16 protein-coding genes are annotated in these 16,377 nt (G+C 69.8%); 13 read left to right on the top strand and 3 right to left on the bottom strand.

Annotated elements, in window-relative coordinates; genetic code table 11:
* Positions 1 to 174: 174 nt before the first annotated feature.
* Positions 175 to 2,706, top strand: coding sequence for a DNA translocase FtsK 4TM domain-containing protein (locus NJE57_RS01575; protein ID WP_413464350.1), 2,532 nt, complete (start codon positions 175 to 177; stop codon positions 2,704 to 2,706).
* A 48-nt stretch (positions 2,707 to 2,754) separates the two neighbouring features.
* Here the strand turns inward: NJE57_RS01575 and NJE57_RS01570 are convergent, their stop codons facing one another.
* On the bottom strand, positions 2,755 to 3,036 hold the full coding sequence (locus NJE57_RS01570; protein WP_319026606.1) for a YciI family protein: 282 nt from the start codon (positions 3,034 to 3,036) through the stop codon (positions 2,755 to 2,757).
* A gap of 77 nt (positions 3,037 to 3,113) precedes the next feature.
* On the opposite strand from NJE57_RS01570, the gene pgsA reads away from it, so the two are divergent.
* The 9 genes from pgsA (at position 3,114) to NJE57_RS01525 (ending at position 9,850) form a co-directional block, all read left to right on the top strand.
* Positions 3,114 to 3,701, top strand: coding sequence for a CDP-diacylglycerol--glycerol-3-phosphate 3-phosphatidyltransferase (gene pgsA, locus NJE57_RS01565; protein ID WP_319026605.1), 588 nt, complete (start codon positions 3,114 to 3,116; stop codon positions 3,699 to 3,701).
* 22 nt (positions 3,702 to 3,723) lie between these two features.
* A complete protein-coding gene (locus tag NJE57_RS01560) occupies positions 3,724 to 4,233 on the top strand; it encodes a nicotinamide-nucleotide amidohydrolase family protein (protein WP_319026604.1) in 510 nt (169 codons plus the stop codon).
* Between the two features lie 16 nt (positions 4,234 to 4,249).
* Positions 4,250 to 4,564: a helix-turn-helix transcriptional regulator gene (locus NJE57_RS01555; RefSeq protein ID WP_319027059.1), complete on the top strand. Its 315-nt coding sequence runs from the start codon at positions 4,250 to 4,252 to the stop codon at positions 4,562 to 4,564.
* A 96-nt stretch (positions 4,565 to 4,660) separates the two neighbouring features.
* Positions 4,661 to 5,488 carry a PspA/IM30 family protein gene (locus NJE57_RS01550; protein ID WP_319026603.1) on the top strand — a complete coding sequence of 276 codons (828 nt, stop codon included), beginning with the start codon at positions 4,661 to 4,663 and terminating at the stop codon, positions 5,486 to 5,488.
* Between the two features lie 70 nt (positions 5,489 to 5,558).
* Positions 5,559 to 5,753 carry a DUF3046 domain-containing protein gene (locus NJE57_RS01545; RefSeq protein ID WP_319026602.1) on the top strand — a complete coding sequence of 65 codons (195 nt, stop codon included), beginning with the start codon at positions 5,559 to 5,561 and terminating at the stop codon, positions 5,751 to 5,753.
* Positions 5,754 to 5,977: 224 nt separating this feature from the next.
* A complete protein-coding gene (gene recA, locus NJE57_RS01540; RefSeq protein WP_319026601.1) occupies positions 5,978 to 7,084 on the top strand; it encodes a recombinase RecA in 1,107 nt (368 codons plus the stop codon).
* Complete coding sequence (locus NJE57_RS01535) at positions 7,084 to 7,692, top strand: regulatory protein RecX (protein ID WP_319026600.1); 609 nt, start codon at positions 7,084 to 7,086, stop codon at positions 7,690 to 7,692. The genes recA and NJE57_RS01535 overlap by 1 nt, the downstream gene beginning before the upstream one ends.
* 26 nt (positions 7,693 to 7,718) lie before the next feature.
* On the top strand, positions 7,719 to 9,287 hold the full coding sequence (gene miaB, locus NJE57_RS01530) for a tRNA (N6-isopentenyl adenosine(37)-C2)-methylthiotransferase MiaB (RefSeq protein ID WP_319027058.1): 1,569 nt from the start codon (positions 7,719 to 7,721) through the stop codon (positions 9,285 to 9,287).
* On the top strand, positions 9,275 to 9,850 hold the full coding sequence (locus NJE57_RS01525) for a hypothetical protein (protein ID WP_319026599.1): 576 nt from the start codon (positions 9,275 to 9,277) through the stop codon (positions 9,848 to 9,850). The genes miaB and NJE57_RS01525 overlap by 13 nt, the downstream gene beginning before the upstream one ends.
* Positions 9,851 to 9,940: 90 nt before the next feature.
* Here the strand turns inward: NJE57_RS01525 and NJE57_RS01520 are convergent, their stop codons facing one another.
* The gene (locus tag NJE57_RS01520) at positions 9,941 to 11,371 is read right to left on the bottom strand and encodes a DUF349 domain-containing protein (protein WP_319026598.1); all 1,431 of its coding nucleotides are present in this window, start codon (positions 11,369 to 11,371) and stop codon (positions 9,941 to 9,943) included.
* Between the two features lie 202 nt (positions 11,372 to 11,573).
* On the opposite strand from NJE57_RS01520, the gene NJE57_RS01515 reads away from it, so the two are divergent.
* Genes NJE57_RS01515 through NJE57_RS01505 form a run of 3 tightly spaced genes read left to right on the top strand, consistent with a single transcriptional unit; the run spans position 11,574 to position 13,974 of the window.
* Positions 11,574 to 12,269 carry a hypothetical protein gene (locus tag NJE57_RS01515; RefSeq protein ID WP_319026597.1) on the top strand — a complete coding sequence of 232 codons (696 nt, stop codon included), beginning with the start codon at positions 11,574 to 11,576 and terminating at the stop codon, positions 12,267 to 12,269.
* A complete protein-coding gene (miaA, locus tag NJE57_RS01510) occupies positions 12,266 to 13,231 on the top strand; it encodes a tRNA (adenosine(37)-N6)-dimethylallyltransferase MiaA (RefSeq protein ID WP_319027056.1) in 966 nt (321 codons plus the stop codon). The genes NJE57_RS01515 and miaA overlap by 4 nt, the downstream gene beginning before the upstream one ends.
* Positions 13,228 to 13,974 (top strand): IclR family transcriptional regulator, encoded by a 747-nt coding sequence (locus NJE57_RS01505; RefSeq protein ID WP_319026596.1) that lies wholly within the window; start codon positions 13,228 to 13,230, stop codon positions 13,972 to 13,974. The genes miaA and NJE57_RS01505 overlap by 4 nt, the downstream gene beginning before the upstream one ends.
* 107 nt (positions 13,975 to 14,081) lie before the next feature.
* On the opposite strand, the gene NJE57_RS01500 is transcribed toward NJE57_RS01505, so the two are convergent.
* Complete coding sequence (locus NJE57_RS01500; RefSeq protein WP_319026595.1) at positions 14,082 to 16,262, bottom strand: malate synthase G; 2,181 nt, start codon at positions 16,260 to 16,262, stop codon at positions 14,082 to 14,084.
* Positions 16,263 to 16,377: the final 115 nt, after the last annotated feature.

Raw genomic sequence — 16,377 nt, 5'->3', positions numbered from 1 at the left:
GCGCAGCGATCCACCACGTCATCCTCCCGGGGCAACGCCTCCCGTCGGGGAGCCGTCGTCTCCACTCCACGGTCGGGGAGCCGGGGCGGTGCCCGCACCGCCCCGGCGACGCCGGAACGTACATCCGGGGCCTTCGGGGCGGTCGGTCGTGGGCTGCGCGGCGGCTGGTCGGGGATGGCCAAGGGGGTCGGCCACGGCGTCCGCGGACTGCGGGGGACGGCCGACGACGACCGCGTGGCGCCCCCGCATCGACGCGACGGTCTCGGGCTGATCCTGGTCGGCATCGCGATCATCTGCGCCGGAGCTGTGTGGTTCGGCGCGGCCGGGCCGGTCGGGCAGTGGATCGACACCGGGATCCGGACCGTCGTCGGCACACCCGGCGCGCTGCTTCCCCTGCTGCTCGGCGGCTGGGGCGCCCTCGTGATGGCGCGGGAGCCCCGGCCGGACGTCCATTCCAGGTGGTTGGTCGGGACGACGGTGACCGGCCTGGGAGTCGTCGGTCTCTGGCACCTGGCGTCGGGATCGCCGTCGGATCCGGAGGGTGTCCGCTCGGGGGCAGGAGTCCTCGGCCGGATCGTCGGGGGCACTCTCGAGACGGGACTGTCGGTGTTCGTCGCGGTCCCGCTGCTCGTGTTGCTCGCGGCCTTCGGGGTCCTCGTGATGGTGGGCCGTCCCGCGAGGGAGATCCCGGGGATCGTTCGCGGATTCTTCGGCTGGGACGGCAGTGGGGACATCGTCGACCACGACGACCAGGATGCGGACTGGGACGAGGGGGACGCCACCACCGCGTACCCGATCTCCGACATCGGGTCGGCCGTCGAGGAGGAGCGGCCCACAGCACGCCGGACGTCCCGGCGACGCATGGCCGCGTGGACGGACACACCCACCACAGGGGAGACGGTGGAGATGCCGGCGGCAGCCCGGGTCGGGTCCTCGCAGGAGCAGGAGAACGCCCCCGCCGAGGCCCCGGCGCGGACCAGGCGGGCGCCGCGCACTCCGGTCGCGGACACGACCGTCATGGACGCGTCCGCACCCGACACCGCCCCCGCGTCGGAGACGGGGGCCCCGGCGCCCACCACCGCGGTGCAGCAGACCAACTCGCCGTCGACCCACACCGCCGCGGACACCGACGTGGAGCGCCTCGATTCGCAGAAGCAGCTGCTCAGCGGTGTCGAGTACACGCTCCCGCCCGTCAGCCTGTTGACCGCGGGAGATCCGCCCAAGGAGCGCAGCGAGTCCAACGACCAGATGATCGAGGCCATCCAGGGCGTCCTCGAGCAGTTCAAGATCGACGCCGCGGTCACCGGCTTCACCCGCGGGCCGACCGTCACCCGCTACGAGGTCGAGCTCGGCCCCGGTGTGAAGGTCGAGAAGATCACCGCGCTACACCGGAACATCGCCTATGCGGTGGCCACGGACAACGTTCGACTGTTGGCGCCGATCCCCGGCAAGTCCGCCGTGGGCATCGAGGTTCCCAACCTCGATCGTGAACTGGTCCGACTCGCGGACGTGCTCACCGATCCGAGTACGGCCAACAAGCACAACCCGATGTTGATCGGACTGGGCAAGGACATCGAGGGGGATTTCGTCACCGCCGACCTGTCCAAGATGCCGCATCTCCTGGTCGCCGGCTCGACCGGTTCGGGCAAGTCCAGCTTCGTCAACTCGATGCTCGTGTCCCTGCTGTCGCGGGCGACCCCGGACGAGGTGCGCCTGATCCTCATCGACCCCAAGATGGTCGAACTGACGCCGTACGAGGGAATCCCGCACCTGATCACACCGATCATCACGGAGCCCAAGAAGGCCGCGGCGGCACTGGCCTGGCTCGTGGAGGAGATGGAGCAGCGCTACCAGGACATGAAGTCCACCCGCGTCCGCCACATCACGGATTTCAATGAGCGGGTCAAATCGGGGGAGATCTCGACCCCGCCCGGTAGCCAGCGCGAGTACCGGCCGTACCCGTACATCGTGGCAGTGGTGGACGAGCTCGCCGACCTCATGATGACCGCTCCACGCGACGTCGAGGACGCGATCGTCCGCATCACCCAGAAGGCGCGGGCGGCCGGCATCCACCTGGTGCTCGCCACGCAGCGTCCGTCCGTCGACGTGGTCACGGGCCTGATCAAGACCAACGTGCCGTCGCGACTCGCCTTCGCGACGTCCTCCCTCACCGACTCTCGAGTCATCCTCGACCAGGCCGGCGCGGAGAAGCTCATCGGTATGGGCGACGGGCTCTTCATCCCGATGGGCGCATCGCGGTCCATCCGGATGCAGGGGGCGTTCATCACGGACGAGGAGATCCACAAGGTCGTCGACTACGCCAAGACCCAGGCGGAACCCGACTACGACGAGACTGTCACCGCCGCAAAGGAGGAGTCCAAGAAGGACATCGACGGCGACATCGGCGATGACCTCGACGACCTGCTCGCCGCCGTGGAACTCGTCGTCTCGAGCCAGTTCGGGTCGACCTCGATGCTCCAGCGCAAGCTCCGCGTCGGGTTCGCCAAGGCGGGTCGGCTCATGGACCTGATGGAGTCCCGCGACATCGTGGGCCCCTCCGAGGGATCCAAGGCCCGCGATGTCCTGGTCAAGCCCGAGGAGTTGGGGTCGGTGATCTGGATGATCAAGGGTGGGGCCCCGCCCGAGGAGGATCAGGGGGATGTGCCGGCGCCGAGCGACAGCCTGGACGAGACCCCGGTGGGCTGACCCGGTCTGTTCAGGGGCCCGGTCTGTCTGTTCAGGCGCCCGGTCTGTTCAGGCGAGGACGCCGAACACCGGCTTCCACTCGCGGACCGTGATCTCGGAGACCATCCCGCGCAGGCAGTGGGGGTCGTCGGCGACCAGGGCCCGGGCAGCGTCAACGTCGTCGGACTCGACGACGAGCAGTGCGCCCGAGCCGTCCGTGAACGGGCCGACGGTGCGGATGGTCCCGGCGTCTACCTGAGCGGACAGCCACCCGCGGTGCGCCGGCTTGTTCGCCTCGCGGTCATCGGTCTGGGCTGCCTCGTAGCGGTAGCTGACGGCGAATAGCGGCATCGGTGTGGACCTCCCGGGTCGGGTGGGGGCGGGTGTGCGACCAAGGGTATTCGCCCCGGTCTCGCTAAGGTGAGGGGGTGACAGTTCCCATCACCGACGACGGCCGCCCAAGCGCCGAGGTCCCCGTCCTCAACATCGCCAACGTTCTCACCGTGTTGCGGATCGCCCTGGTCCCGGTGTTCGTCGTCCTGTTCTTCGTGGACGATGCCGAGAACCCGTGGTGGCGGGTGGGCGCCTTCGTCGTCTTCGCCCTGGCGATGGCGACCGACTACGTCGACGGCTACCTCGCCCGACGACTGGGTCTGGTGACCGACTTCGGCAAGATCGCCGACCCGATCGCCGACAAGGCCCTCATGGCGGCGGCGATGATCTCGCTCTCACTGGTGGACGAGCTGTTCTGGTGGGTCACGATCGTGATCCTGGTCCGCGAGGTGGGCATCACTCTCTGGCGTCTGTTCGGGGTCGATCACGTGGTGGCCGCAAGCAAAGGCGGCAAGCTCAAGACCGTCACCCAGACGGTGGGACTGGGCATGTTGATCCTGCCGCTCCCGCAGTGGGCGTGGCCGGCCGAGTGGGCGGTGGTCGGCGTGGCGCTGGTCCTCACCGTGTACACGGGGATCGATTACCTGGTCAAGGCTCGACAGGCCGCGCGGGCCGGGCGCTGAGGCACGGGGGGCCGGACACACGATGTCGACCAGCGGGCCCGACACCCGGGCGGCAGCGGCGGTGGCCGCTCTCCGTCGACGCGGCTGGACGCTGGCCACCGCGGAGTCGTTGACCGCCGGGCTGCTCGCCGCCACGGTGGCCGAGGTCCCCGGAGCGAGCGCGGTGTTGCGCGGGGGACTGGTGGTCTACGCCACCGATCTCAAACATGACCTCGCGGGCGTCCCCCGGGAGGTCCTGGACCGGCACGGGGCGGTGTCGGCCGAGACGGCCCGGGCACTCGCGGTCGGCGCGGCCCTCAGGTGTGGCGCCGACGTCGGGGTGGGTCTGACCGGTGTGGCGGGGCCGGACCGGCAGGAGGGCCACCCGGTGGGCACGGTTCATGTGGGGGTCTGCGCGCCCGGTGTCGAGGCCCGGTCGGTGCGGATGCTCCTGGGAGGGGGCCGCGACGCCATCCGTCGGGGGGCCTGTGCGGCGGCTCTGGAGATCGTGGTCGGAGTGGCCGACTCCGACGGGAACGAATCCGGGGTGTGAGGCGTTGTACCCCGTGATGCCGAACATCCAGATGACCACGCTGCCCGGACCGGACCACCGGAGCGGCCCCCCGCTGCTCCGGGAGACCCTCGGGACGGTGCTCCGCGGCCTGCGCGGCGAATCGGGGCGGACCCTGCGGGACGTGGCCGACGCGGCCCGTGTGAGCCCCGGCTACCTCTCCGAGATCGAACGCGGCCGCAAGGAGGCCTCGAGCGAGCTCCTCTCGTCCATCTCGGGAGCACTCCACGTCTCGCTCGGGGAGATCCTCATCCGTGCGGCCCTCGAGGTCTCGCCCCCGGGCACCGTCGCGGAGCCGGTCCTCGCGGCCTGAGTACCACCGGGCACTGCCCGGTGGTCGACCCCAGGCGTTGTTCGGTACCGTGGTATCGACCCGTCGTCCGAATCGGCAGAAGGACACTACGCAGCGATGGCCAATCCGTTCACGAAGGCATGGCGCTACCTCATGGCGTTGTTCGATTCGAAGATCGACGAGAATGCTGACCCGAAGGTACAGATCCAGCAGGCGATCTCCGACGCACAGCGCCAGCACCAGCAGCTCTCCCAGCAGGCGGCCGCCGTCATCGGCAACCAACGTCAGTTGGAGATGAAGCTCAACCGGCAGCTGGCCGATATCGAGAAGCTGCAGGGCTCGACCCGTCAGGCCCTGCAGATGTCCGAGCAGGCCCACCAGAACGGCGACATCCAGAAGGCGACGGAGTACGAGAACGCGGCGGAGGCCTTCGCTGCCCAGCTCGTGACCGCGGAGCAGAACGTGGAGGACCTCAAGGGGCTCCACGACCAGTCACTCCAGGCGGCCGGCCAGGCCAAGAAGGCCGTCGAGCAGAACGCGATGGTGCTCCAGCAGAAGGTCGCCGAGCGGACCAAGCTGCTCAGTCAGCTGGAGCAGGCCAAGATGCAGGAGCAGGTCAGCGCGTCCCTGCAGTCGATGTCCGACGTGTCCTCGGGAGGCAACACCCCGAATCTCGACCAGGTCCGGGACAAGATCGAGCGCCGGTACGCCAACGCCCTCGGTTCGGCCGAACTGGCCCAGAACTCGGTGCAGGGCCGGATGCTCGAGGTCGAGCAGGCGTCGACCCAGATGGCGGGCCACAGCCGTCTCGAGCAGATCCGGGCCTCGATGAAGTCCGAGGGTGGTCAGCTCGGGCAGGGTTCAGGGGCGGCCTCCGGGCTCCCCCAGGGGCAGGCGGACACGTCCACCCCGCCGCAGCAGCAGGCGCAGACCGAACAGCAGTGAGTCGGCCGACGACGGGCCGCCGGTGAGTGAACCGGTGGCCCGTCGTCGTCCGTGATGGAGGGGTGTCGAGGTGACGCTGACCGAATTCCGGGCCCGGACCGTCGAGGCCTTCGGGGATCTCCGTGCAGGCCATCTCGTCCGGTCCCACCATCTCGCCGCATTCGGTGGCCGGACGGCGGACGAGGCCATCGACGCCGGTGCCTCGGTCAAACAGGTGTGGCTGGCCCTGTGCACGGAGTTCGAGATCCCGGACTCGCTGCGCTGAACGCGTCCGACGGCGTGTCGTTCGATCTCGAACAGGCGTTCGTCTACACTCGTGACATGTGATGGCGGGAGGTCCCGTCCACAGGGCGTCTTCCCTCCACAGGGAGGGGTTGCCGGGGCTCGTGCGGCCTTTCGTGTCGTACCCGACCCGTAGCGTCCGCGAGTGAGCAGACCACACAGACCGACCGGCACGAGTCCGGAGGTCGAGCACGAACGGAGAGCACCATGGCACCCAAGACCACCGCCAAGTCAGGCACCAGGACGGGCGTGGCCCAGAATCGTGAGCAGGCGCTGGAACTGGCGCTCGCCCAGATCGACAAGGCCTACGGCAAGGGCTCGGTCATGCGACTGGGCGATGACGTCCGACCGCCGATCAAGGTCATCCCGTCCGGCGCGCTCTCCCTCGACGTCGCGCTCGGCATCGGCGGGTTCCCACGGGGACGTGTGGTGGAGATCTACGGTCCGGAGTCCTCCGGTAAGACCACCGTCGCGTTGCACGCCGTGGCCAGTGCCCAGGCCGCCGGCGGGATCGCCGCGTTCATCGACGCGGAGCACGCCCTGGATCCGGAGTACGCACGCAAGCTCGGGGTGGACACGGACAACCTCATCGTCTCGCAGCCCGACACCGGTGAGCAGGCGCTGGAGATCGCGGACATGCTGGTCAGGTCCGGCTCCATCGACATCCTGGTCGTCGACTCCGTCGCGGCGTTGGTGCCGAGGGCCGAGATCGAGGGCGAGATGGGGGACAGCCACGTCGGTCTCCAGGCCAGGCTCATGAGCCAGGCGCTTCGCAAGATGACCGGCGCGTTGCACAACACCAACACCACCGCGATCTTCATCAACCAGCTGCGCGAGAAGATCGGCGTGATGTTCGGCTCTCCGGAGACCACCACCGGCGGCAAGGCGCTGAAGTTCTACGCATCGGTCCGGTTGGACGTGCGTCGCATCGAGACCCTCAAGGACGGGGCTGACGCGGTCGGAAACCGCACCAAGGTCAAGGTCGTCAAGAACAAGATCGCGCCGCCGTTCAAGATCGCCGAGTTCGACATCCTCTACGGCGAGGGCATCAGTCGCGAGGGTTCGCTGATCGACATGGGCGTGGAGAACGGCTTCGTCAAGAAGTCCGGTTCCTGGTTCACGTACGGACCCGACCAGCTGGGCCAGGGCAAGGAGAACGCGCGCCGGTATCTCAAGGAGAACCCTGAGGTCCGCGACGAGATCGAGCGGAAGATCCTCGACAAGCTCAACATCGGGGCAGGTGCGGAGCTCGCGGAGATCGAGGCGGAGTCCGACGAGGATGCGCCTATCGACGTGGTGCCAGTCGAGTTCTGATGGGCACGCAAGACTCGCGCGCGGTCGACCCGGGTCCGCAACTCGACGCAGACGCACTGCGCACGGCGATCGCCGCGGTGGAGACGAGGGCTTCCAGTAGCTCGGACCTGCCACCGCTTTCTGCCGAGGCCCACGAGGCGGCGACGGCTGCCCTGCGGCTCCTGCGACACCGTCCGCGTAGCGAGCACGAACTTCGCGAGAGGCTCGGGGCCAAGGATCACGGCGCGACCGCCGTGGAGGAGGCACTGGAGAGAGTCCGGATCTGGGGTCTCGTCGACGACGCGGACTTCGCTGCGGAATGGGTCAGGGGTCGACGCCGTCGGCGCGGACGGTCGCGCGGTGCACTCGAACGTGAGCTCCGGGACAAGGGCGTCGCCGAGGTCCACATCGCGGGGGCGGTCTCCGACATCGACGAGACCGACGACCGTGAACAGGCGACCGAACTCGTCCGGGCACGGCTGGCCCGCAGACCGATCGACTCCGGTCCCGGGGTCGACCACCAGGGGGAGCGACGCAGGTTGGTGGCGTTCCTCGCGCGCCGGGGTTATCCGACGGGGTTGGCGATGACGGTGGTCGACACTGAATTGGCGGCCCAGGTGTCGTCCTGAGTACCCTGGCCTGCGTGGATTTACTCGTGACCGACCCGCAGGCGACGGACGATGACGCCCGCGTCGAGCGCGTCGAGGGGCGCACCTACCAGGTGCGCACGTTCGGATGCCAGATGAACGTCCATGACTCCGAGCGGCTCTCCGGTGTTCTGGACGCCGCCGGGTACGTGCCGTTCACCGGGGAGGCGGACCCCGCCTCGGGTGACCTACCCGACCTCGTGGTGTTCAACACCTGTGCCGTCCGCGAGAACGCCGACAACCGCCTGTACGGCACCCTGGGGCACCTTCGGCCGTGGAAGGACGCCAACCCCCGGCTGCAGATCGCGGTGGGGGGCTGCCTGGCCCAGAAGGACAAGGAAGTCGTGGTCTCCCGTGCGCCGTGGGTCGACGTGGTGTTCGGCACCCACAACCTCGGCCACCTGCCCGCCCTGCTCCAGCGCTCCCGGCACAACGAGCGGGCCGAGGTGGAGATCGCCGACTCCCTCCAGCACTTCCCCTCCACTCTGCCGGCCACCCGGGAGTCCGCCTATGCGGGCTGGGTGTCGGTCTCCGTCGGCTGCAACAACACGTGCACGTTCTGCATCGTCCCGTCACTACGGGGCAAGGAGGTGGACCGGCGACCCGGTGAGGTCCTCGCCGAGATGCGGGCCCTCGCAGACGAAGGGGTCCTGGAGGTGACCCTGCTCGGACAGAACGTCAACGCCTACGGGCGGTCGTTCCATGATCCCGACGAGCCCTCCGACAAGGGCGCCTTCGCCACACTGTTGCGGGCGGCCGGTCGGGTCGACGGGATCGAGCGCATCCGATTCACCTCTCCCCATCCGGCGGAGTTCACCGACGATGTGATCGAGGCGATGGCGGACACCCCCGCCGTGTGCCCACAGCTGCACATGCCCCTGCAGTCCGGCTCTGACCGAATCCTGCGGTCCATGCGCCGGTCGTACCGGTCGGAGCGCTTCCTGGGCATCCTGGACAGGGTTCGCGCCGCGATGCCCCACGCGGCCATCACGACCGACATCATCGTCGGCTTCCCCGGGGAGACCGAGGAGGACTTCCAGGCGACTCTCGACGTGGTCGAGAAGGCCCGCTTCACCAGCGCCTTCACCTTTCAGTACTCGCCCCGCCCGGGGACCCCGGCGGCGACGATGGACGATCAGATCCCCAAGGCCGTCGTACAGGAACGCTACGAGCGACTGATCCAGCTGCAGGAGCGGATCACCCTCGAGGAGAACCGTGCCCAGGTCGGTCGCGAGGTCGAACTGCTCGTCACCGCGGACGAGGGGCGCAAGGACGCCGCCACGGCCCGGATGACCGGCCGGGCCCGCGACGGACGGCTGGTGCACTTCGCGCCCGTGGGAGAACACGCCGGACGGATCCGGCCGGGCGACGTGGTCACCACCCGTATCACCGCCGCCGCACCTCATCATCTGCTCGCGGACGACGGTGTGCTGACCTGCCGTGCCACTCGGGCGGGAGACCGGCACGAGGCCGGCGTGAAGCCGGAGACCCCACCGATCGGGGTCCGGCTGGGGCTGCCCACCCTGCGACGTGACGTCATCACCCTCGACCCCACCCAGAAGGGATGCCCCACGTGAGCATCGATGACCGCCCGGACCCCATCGAGGGGATCATGGAATCCAGCCGCACCGTGGATTCGGAGTTGCGGCGTCGGGACCGGAGACTGGGCCACACACTGGTGATCGGCAGGGCGTATCTCGCGTCGGCGGTCCTCATCGTGTTGCTCGCGGCCGCGCTCGCGCTGCCCCACAGCAGCGGGGTGCGCGGGCTGGACGTGCTGTTCTTCACGGACGTGGCCCGGGAGCAGCAGACGTCGCTGCCCTCGCACGTGTTCGTCCTGTTGTACTCGGTCGGCACCATCCTGTTCGGAGCCGTGATGATCCTCACCCAGAAGTGGTGGGCGGCGGGGATCGCGTGGTGCGCGAGCTGTGTCGCGACCGTCTACGGGGTCCTGGCGATCTGGCTCCGCCAGTCCGGACGCGGACCGAACCCCGACTTCCAGGACTTCGGCGCTCCCGGAATCGGGTTGTACGTGAGCTGGTTCCTCGTGGCCGCACTGGTGATGGCGCTGGCGGGTGTGCTGTGGGCCCGGGTGCCCGAGCAACGCGAGCTCGAGGAGTCCGCGCGGCAGGTCGACTGACCAACCGGGGCGATCGACGCACCATCCGCACGGGTGGTGCGGCGCCCGCGACCCGGGCCCCGCCGTCGCGGTGGGGCCCGGGCCCGTGGTTCAGCGCGTGTCCACCGCCTTCTCGGCAGCCTCGGCCCACTCGCGCCACTGGGCTGCCTGCGTGCGGGCCTTCTCGGCGTCCTTGGCCTTGCCCGCCGCCTCGGCCTTCGCGGCCTGCTCCTCGAAGTCCTCGACACGAACCCAGAACTGGGCGGCGCGGGCCTTGGCCTCCGGATCGGTGCGTCGCCACTCCACGTCGGCCGCGTCCGAGACGGACTTCTCGAGCGCACGTATCCGTCCCTCGAGCTGCCCCATCTTGTCCCGTGGGACCTTTCCGATCTCCTCCCAGCGGGTCTGGAGCTCACGTAGCGCGGACCGGGCCGCTGCCAGGTTCTTCCCCGGATCGATCCGGCTCGCGTACTCGGCGAGGAGGGACTCCTTCGCGGTCGCGTTGCCCTCGAACTCGGCGTCCCGTTCCGCGGCCGCGGCGTGTCGCGCGTCGAAGAACGTGTCCTGAGCCGCCTTGAATCGCTTCCACAGGGCGTCGTCGGCCTCGCGGGGGGCACGGCCGGCAGCCTTCCACTCGTCCATGAGACGCCGGAACGCGGTGGCCGTGTCGTTCCAGTCCGTCGAGCCCGAGATCGATTCGGCGCGTTCGACCAGCTCCTCTTTGACCCGTTTGACCGAGGCCCGGTTGCGGTCCAGTTCCGCGAAGTGGGAACCGCGACGCCGGTTGAACGCCTCGCGAGCCTTGGAGAAGCGCTTCCACAGTGCGTCGTCGGTCTTGCGATCGATGCCCCGGATGGTCTTCCACTCGTCGAGGATCTCCCTCAGGCGGTCACCGGCGGCCTTCCACTGGGTGGACGACTCCCCGATCTCCTCGGCCTCGACGGCGAGGGCCTCCTTCCGGGCGATCGCGGCCGCCCGCTCCTCCTCCTTGTGTCGGCGGGCCTCGGACTCGACGACTCCGGAGCGTTCGATCACGGCGGTGAGGCGGGCCGCCAGGGAGTCCAGATCACCGACGGCGGCAGCGGTGGGTACCTGCTCGGCGAGCGTCTCAGCGGAGGCCCGGGTCTTCCCGGCGTCCTGGGGATGCGACTGGAGTCGCGCCTCGAGGAGCGTGACCTCCGCGACGAGGTCGTCGAACCTGAGGCCGAAGTGGGCGAGGCCCTCCTCCGGTGATCCCGCCTGCCACGAACCGACCTGTCGCTCGCCGTCGGCGGTTCTGACGTAGACCGCGCCGGAGTCGTCCACCCGGCCCCACTCGGTGGGATCCGATGCCCGGACCGCCCGCTCGGCACCGGGCGCGGGGCGGGAAGGCACCTTACGCGCCAGAGCGGCCGGCGACGGGGCACCGGGACGCGGACCCGGAGTCGGCCCAGGGGTCGGGCCAGAGGCGCGTGCGGAGCTCGGCGGGGAGTCCGGAGCGGTGCTCGGTGCGGACGCACCCGGAGACGATTCCCCGGGGGTGGTGGGTGACTGCTCGCTCATCTAGTCCTCGTTTCGTCCTGCCGCGTGACACGGCACCGTCGCCGGGGTCCCACCGGTCATCGCCTCGCCGCTCCCAGAGGGGACGGCATCCTTCTAGTGTGTACCAACCATCGCCCGGGTGTCCGGGTATCCACAACCAGTCGCGCCGGGCACGCCCGTGTCGCTGGGGGAGCCTCCCGGGGAGGTCAGTAAGGTTCTCGGTGTGAGCATCCCAGTCGTCCTGGTGCCCGGTGCACCCGTTCTGGTGCCCGAGCTGTCCGGCACGGCGGCCGCGGAGACCACCTCGCAGGTCGAGGTGACGCTAGGTCTTCTGAGAGCTGCCGCGGGTGGTCTCGCCCGGGTGCTCGTGCTGGGATCTGACCCCACCGGTCGGGCGCTCGGCGACGTCCGCTCCTCGCTCGCCAGGTGGGGTGACGCGGTACCGGTCGGCCGTGCGGGCGCGCCGGAGAGCGGGCACCCCGGGGTCCCCGATGCGGCCCTGCTGGGCTGGTGGTTCCTCGACCGGGCCGGGATCGACCTGCCCAGATCGTTCATCGGCGTCACCGGCGACGGGCGGCCCGCACGGCACCCGGGGGCCGACACCCTCGTCGTCGTCGTCGCGGACGGTCCCGCCTCTCTCACCCCTCGCGCCCCGGTCCCGGAGGATCCTCGTGGGGTCGCCCTCGACTCCCGGTTGTCCGACTGGCTGCGGCACGGCGGAGAGCTACCCGACCCCGGTGGCGAGGTTTCGGACTCCGTGGGGTGGTGGAGTCGGCCGGCGTGGCGCGAGCTCGCCGGGATGGTCGGGGACCGGGCGGCCCTGGAGGCGACGTCCTGGGCACCGTTCGGTGTGGGTTACCACTGCGCGCGATGGGACCTGGCGTCGCCCGTGTCCCCGCGGCCGGGTGGTGGGAGATGACCGGGCCGGCGCCGATCGCGGTGGTGGGACCGACGGGGACCGGTAAGTCCGAGCTGTCCCTGGATCTCGCGCAGCGACTGGGCGGGGAGGTGGTCAACTGTGACGCCATGCAGCAATACCGCGGTATGGACATCGGCACCGCGAAGCTGCCGCCGTCGCAGCGGCGGGGCGTCCCGCATCACAGACTGGACGTCCTCGACGTCTCCGAGACCGCGAGCGTGGCCGATTTCCGCCGTGAGGCGGAACGGGAGATCGCCGGGATCCGCGGCCGTGGGAACGTGCCGATCCTCTGTGGTGGATCGATGATGTATATCCAGGCCCTGGTCGACGGGTGGTCCATCCCGGACACCGACCCGGGTGTGCGGGCCCGCTACGAACGCCGGCTCGAGGAGATCGGCGTGCGGGCGCTGCACGCCGAACTCGCCCGGGTGGACCCGGAGGCGGCGGGCGCCATCCTCCCGACCGATCCCCGCCGCACGGTCCGGGCGCTGGAGGTCGTGGAACTGACCGGCAGACCGTTCTCCGCCTCAAGGCCGACCATCGGCGAACCGCGGTGGGGGACACGTCTCCTGGGGCTGCGGTGTGCCCTCCCGGAGCTGGACGCGCGACTGGGCGTCCGCACGGAGCGGATGTTCACCGACGGGCTGGTGGCCGAGGTGCGCGGACTCGTCGCATCCGGTCTGCTGGAAGGTGTGACGGCCCGCCGCGCCATCGGGTACGCCCAGGTGCTGGAGGAGATGGACGACGATCTGGGTATCGACGACGAGGCGGTGGCCCGTGCCCTCGAGCGGACGGTGATCGGCACCCGTCGGTACGTCCGGCGGCAGCGATCGTGGTTCGGGCGTGACCACCGCATCCGCTGGATCGACACCGACGTCCACACCTCCGCCGGAGACCGGGTCGCCGGCGGCCGGACCCCGCTGGAGACCGCGCTGGACCTGCTCGGCGAGGCGGGGCGATGAGCTCCGCGCGTCCGGACCGGGGCCGTGTCCAGTCCGTGGACCGGGCGTTCACTCTCCTCGACGCGCTGACCCGGCGGGGCGGGCGCGCCTCACTCGGGGAACTGTGCGCCGACACCGGTCTGGCCGCGGCCACCGTGCACCGCCTGTGTGCCACGCTCGCCGACTCGGGCCACCTGCGCCGTGACACGCGTCGCGACTACCTCCTGGGGCCCAGGTTGCAGCGCGTCGGGGACGCCGCGGGGCGGGCGACGTGGTCGTGGGCGGAACCGGTCCTTCAGGCCGTGGTCGAGGGCACCGGCGAGACCGCCAACCTCGCGGTCCGGGAGGGGGACGGGGTGGTGTACCTGGCCCAGGTCCCGTCGCCGCACTCGATGCGGATGTTCACCGAGGTGGGGCGACGGGTGCACGTGCACTGCACCGCGGTGGGTAAGGCGTTGGTCGCTCAGGACGACGACGACGAGGTCCGCGCCATGCTGGACCGGACCGGGATGCGTCGGTACACCGATGCCACGATCGTCGAGCCCGACCGGTTGCTCTCCGAGCTCGATCGCATCCGCCGTGTCGGATTCGCGACCGACGAGTCGGAGCAGGAGGAGGGTGTGCGCTGCGTGGCGATCTCGGTGGGAGTGGGTGACGCGGCGTTCGCGGTCTCCGCGTCCGGGCCCGAGGCGAGGTTCACCGCCGAGCGCCGCGACGCCGCCGTCGAGGTGCTCCGGTCGGCCGTGGTGGACCTGCACCCCTGAGACGGGAGAATCCGCTGCCCGGCCCCCGATCCTCAACCCCTGTCGAGGGATCGGCGACCACGGGCGGGCAGCGGATCTCGGGCCGGGCCCGTCCGGGCCGGGTCGGTCTACAGTCCGTTGGCAGCCTTGAACTCACGGCGGCGGCGGTGCAGGATCGGCTCGGTGTAGCCGGACGGCTGGCTGGTGCCCTCGAGGATCAGCTCCCGCGCGGCCTGCCAGGCGATCGACGAGTCGAAGTCCGGTGCCATGTTCCGGTACGCGTCGTCACCGGCGTTCTGCTCGTCGACGATCTCGGCCATGCGGCGTAGGGAGTCCTCGACGTCGTCGGCGGTGACGATGCCGTGGCGGATCCAGTTGGCCAGCATCTGCGAGGAGATGCGCAGGGTCGCACGGTCCTCCATGAGGTTGACGTCATGGATGTCCGGCACCTTGGAGACGCCGATGCCCTGCTCGACCCAGCGGACGACGTACCCGAGGATGGTCTGACACGAGTTGTCGACCTCCTCCTTCTTCTCGGCGTCGGTCCAGTTCGTGTCGGGGGCGAGCGGCACGGCGAGGATGTCGTCGACGCCGGCGCGCGGGCCTCCGGCGAGCAGCTCCTCCTGTCGGGACATCACGTTCACCCGGTGGTAGTGGGTGGCGTGCAGGGTGGCGCCGGTCGGGGAGGGCACCCAGGCCGTGTTGGCACCGGCCCGGGGCTGCCCGATCTTCTCGGCGAGCATCTCGGCCATGAGGTCGGTCTTGGCCCACATGCCCTTGCCGATCTGGGCGCGTCCCCGCAGACCACATGCCAGACCGGTGTCGACGTTGAAGTCCTCGTAGGCGGTCATCCACCGTGCCGACTTCATCTCGCCCTTGCGGATCATCGGGCCGGCCTCCATGGAGGTGTGGATCTCGTCGCCGGTCCGGTCGAGGAAGCCGGTGTTGATGAACACGACCCGCTCGGTGGCCTCGGCGATGCACGCGGCGAGGTTGACCGTGGTACGCCGCTCCTCGTCCATGATGCCCACCTTGAGGGTGTTCGACGGGAGCCCCAGGAGCTTCTCGACCCGACCGAACAGCTCGGTGGTGAACGCGACCTCGGCGGGTCCGTGCTGCTTGGGCTTGACGATGTAGATCGACCCGGTACGGCTGTTGCGGCGTTCGTTGCCCTCGGCGATCCCGTGCATGCCGGCCAGCGACGTGATCAGCGCGTCCAGGATGCCCTCGGGCATCTCGGCGCCCTCGGAGTCGAGAACCGCCGGGTTGGTCATCAGGTGCCCGACGTTCCGGACGAACAGCATCGAGCGTCCGTGGAGGCGGACCTCGCCGGAACCGTCGGGCGCGGTGAAGACCCGGTCGTCGTTGAGCACGCGGGTGAAGCTCTTGTCGCCCTTGCTGATCTCCTCGGACAGGTCGCCCTTCATGAGGCCCAGCCAGTTGCGGTAACCGTGGGTCTTGTCCTCTGCGTCGACGGCGGCGACGGAGTCCTCGAAGTCCATGATCGTGGAGACGGCGGACTCGAGAACGACGTCCTTGACACCGGCGGCGTCCGTCGAACCGATCGGGGAGTCGGCGTCGATCTGGATCTCGATGTGCAGCCCGTTGTTGCGCAGCAGCACCGACGACGGAGCCGCGGCCTCACCGAGGTAGCCCGCGAACTGCTCCGGGTCGGCGAGTCCGGTGCTCGACCCGTCGGCCAGGGTGACCTCCAGCGCGCCGTCGACGACGGCGTAGGCGGTGGAGCCGGCATGGCTGCCGGAGGCGAGCGGCACGGCGTCGTCGAGGAACTCCCGTGCCCAGGCGATGACCCTGTCGCCGCGGACCTTGTTGTAGGAGGTGCCCTGTTCCCCGCCGTCGGACTCCGGGATGGCGTCGGTGCCGTAGAGCGCGTCGTACAGCGACCCCCACCGGGCGTTGCCGGCGTTGATCGCGAAGCGGGCGTTCATGACCGGCACGACCAGCTGCGGACCGGCGACCGTGGCGATCTCCTCGTCGACGTTCTCGGTGGCCACCTCCACGGACTCCGGCTCCGGGACCAGGTAGCCGATCTCCCGCAGAAACGCCTTGTACGCGTCGGGGTCGATCGGCGCGGGGTTCTCGTGGTGCCAGGAATCGATCCTGGACTGGAGCTCGTCGCGGACGGCGAGGAGTTCGCGGTTGCGGGGCGCGAGGTCCGCGAAGATCTCGGAGGCGCCCGCCCAGAACGCGTCGGGGTCGACCCCGGTGCCCGGGATCGCCTGGCTGTTGACGAAGTCGTACAGGACCTTGTCCACCTGGATTCCGCCGACGGTGATGCGCTCGGACATCGATGCTCTCCTCAGATAGGGGATCGTTCTCGCATCCGACTCTAGTGCGCCCCTGGCCTGGGTTCACCCCGCATTTCCGCAGGGCGGAACGCGGGGCGGGGCGGTTAGGATCTGG

The sequence above is a fragment of the Dietzia sp. PP-33 genome (assembly GCF_033790845.1).
GTDB lineage: Bacteria > Actinomycetota > Actinomycetes > Mycobacteriales > Mycobacteriaceae > Dietzia.
The sequence above is the reverse complement of the archived record's forward strand: the minus strand, read 5'-3'. Positions and strand labels throughout refer to the sequence as shown.

What these genes read in the sequence shown, in the direction of transcription:
- NJE57_RS01575 (WP_413464350.1), top strand. Translation starts at nt 175, where the DNA reads ATGGCCAAGGGGGTCGGCCACGGCGTCCGCGGACTGCGGGGGACGGCC.
- NJE57_RS01570 (WP_319026606.1), bottom strand. Translation starts at nt 3,036, where the DNA reads ATGCCGCTATTCGCCGTCAGCTACCGCTACGAGGCAGCCCAGACCGAT.
- NJE57_RS01560 (WP_319026604.1), top strand. Translation starts at nt 3,724, where the DNA reads ATGTCGACCAGCGGGCCCGACACCCGGGCGGCAGCGGCGGTGGCCGCT.
- NJE57_RS01555 (WP_319027059.1), top strand. Translation starts at nt 4,250, where the DNA reads ATGCCGAACATCCAGATGACCACGCTGCCCGGACCGGACCACCGGAGC.
- NJE57_RS01550 (WP_319026603.1), top strand. Translation starts at nt 4,661, where the DNA reads ATGGCCAATCCGTTCACGAAGGCATGGCGCTACCTCATGGCGTTGTTC.
- recA (WP_319026601.1), top strand. Translation starts at nt 5,978, where the DNA reads ATGGCACCCAAGACCACCGCCAAGTCAGGCACCAGGACGGGCGTGGCC.
- NJE57_RS01535 (WP_319026600.1), top strand. Translation starts at nt 7,084, where the DNA reads ATGGGCACGCAAGACTCGCGCGCGGTCGACCCGGGTCCGCAACTCGAC.
- NJE57_RS01525 (WP_319026599.1), top strand. Translation starts at nt 9,275, where the DNA reads ATGCCCCACGTGAGCATCGATGACCGCCCGGACCCCATCGAGGGGATC.
- NJE57_RS01520 (WP_319026598.1), bottom strand. Translation starts at nt 11,371, where the DNA reads ATGAGCGAGCAGTCACCCACCACCCCCGGGGAATCGTCTCCGGGTGCG.
- miaA (WP_319027056.1), top strand. Translation starts at nt 12,266, where the DNA reads ATGACCGGGCCGGCGCCGATCGCGGTGGTGGGACCGACGGGGACCGGT.
- NJE57_RS01505 (WP_319026596.1), top strand. Translation starts at nt 13,228, where the DNA reads ATGAGCTCCGCGCGTCCGGACCGGGGCCGTGTCCAGTCCGTGGACCGG.
- NJE57_RS01500 (WP_319026595.1), bottom strand. Translation starts at nt 16,262, where the DNA reads ATGTCCGAGCGCATCACCGTCGGCGGAATCCAGGTGGACAAGGTCCTG.